At 44.1% G+C, this 1,209-nt stretch carries 2 protein-coding genes; both read left to right on the forward strand.

Features of this window, described 5'->3' with window-relative positions; genetic code table 11:
* The first annotated feature begins 73 nt into the window (after window positions 1-73).
* Window positions 74-322, forward strand: a complete 249-nt coding sequence (locus HMPREF9074_RS11640) for a hypothetical protein (RefSeq protein WP_009391883.1) — start codon at window positions 74-76, stop codon at window positions 320-322.
* A 99-nt stretch (window positions 323-421) separates the two neighbouring features.
* Window positions 422-1,209 (forward strand): hypothetical protein (locus HMPREF9074_RS11645; protein WP_034541101.1); only part of this gene is annotated, 788 nt, incomplete at its 3' end.

Genomic DNA, 1,209 nt, shown 5'->3' on the forward strand with positions numbered 1-1,209 from the left:
AATGCGTAAAAGCCCTCATAAAAACCTATAAAAATGAGCTCGAAAAAAACAATCTTTAAACCCCATAATTACTATGAAGATACTCCCAACCCTGCGCACCAAAAAGCAACTCTATGAGTTTTACTGCCCTGAAATCAACAGACGCAATTTGCGATATTGGCTTAACGAAATCATAGCCGAGCATCGCCCTCACGCCTCTAAACACACACATAACCTAACATTTACTGAATTTCTAATTTTCGTAGCCCGATATGGTACTCCACAGGGCTACGAACTCTCTACGTATATAAAAGACGAAATAAAAAAACGAAATATTAATTAGCAAATTAATAAAACCACACCAATTCCGACCAATTCCGACCAATTCCGACCAAGCACCCTGCCTGCTGTCTTATATTTGCCCCAAAAATGCTAATCAGCAATGGATAATTTGACAAATCAGCAAATTAATCAAGGGCTTTACCGTCCTTTGCAGGCAGGTACCCTATACGCTCCTTATATACCCGCGTCCGACTGTAGTTCTAAGCTACTCGGTCGCGGCGATACTTCATTTGCCATAACCAATATGGCAGCCACAGCCCGCAAGTATCAGCATCACACCAAATTACTTACATTACGTTTCTTTTCTTCATACAAATCTCTCTATTCTCTCTGTAGTGCCTTGCATCAGTTTCTTTTTTGGCACTTCCAGTACGCTATAGACGGCGATGCCCAGATGCTACGCTCCCCCGCCTGCAGCTGGGCATCTCGCTATAGCGGTATAGACTGCAAGAGTTACACCATTTTTGGCAGCACCGTGCTACTCAATCTGGGCATAAAGCACTATATGAGGCGTATTGTACAACCGTCCCACCCCGACGGCTACACCCACGTATATTTGGTGATACCTAAAAACCAAAAAACCGCCAACCTCAATAGCGGTTATTACGTAATTGACGGCACTATCAATACGGAAAAAGAACTACCGTATTTAAAAAAAGATGATGTGCTAATGAGCTCATCGGCAAATCAGTCCGTTGGCAAAGCCCTTAGTGCCCCAGCCCAACCAACCCTTACCGATGTGATGAACGCCAGCTATACCGCTTCAACACAGATAGCCCAGCTCACACACGAACAAATCGTAGCCCAACGCACTCAAGTAACCAACCTTGTAGGTACCATATTAGCCTCATCAGCCGAGATAACAGGCATATTTTTCCCGCCTGCTCT

Source organism: Capnocytophaga sp. oral taxon 329 str. F0087, assembly GCF_000213295.2.
GTDB lineage: Bacteria > Bacteroidota > Bacteroidia > Flavobacteriales > Flavobacteriaceae > Capnocytophaga > Capnocytophaga leadbetteri_A.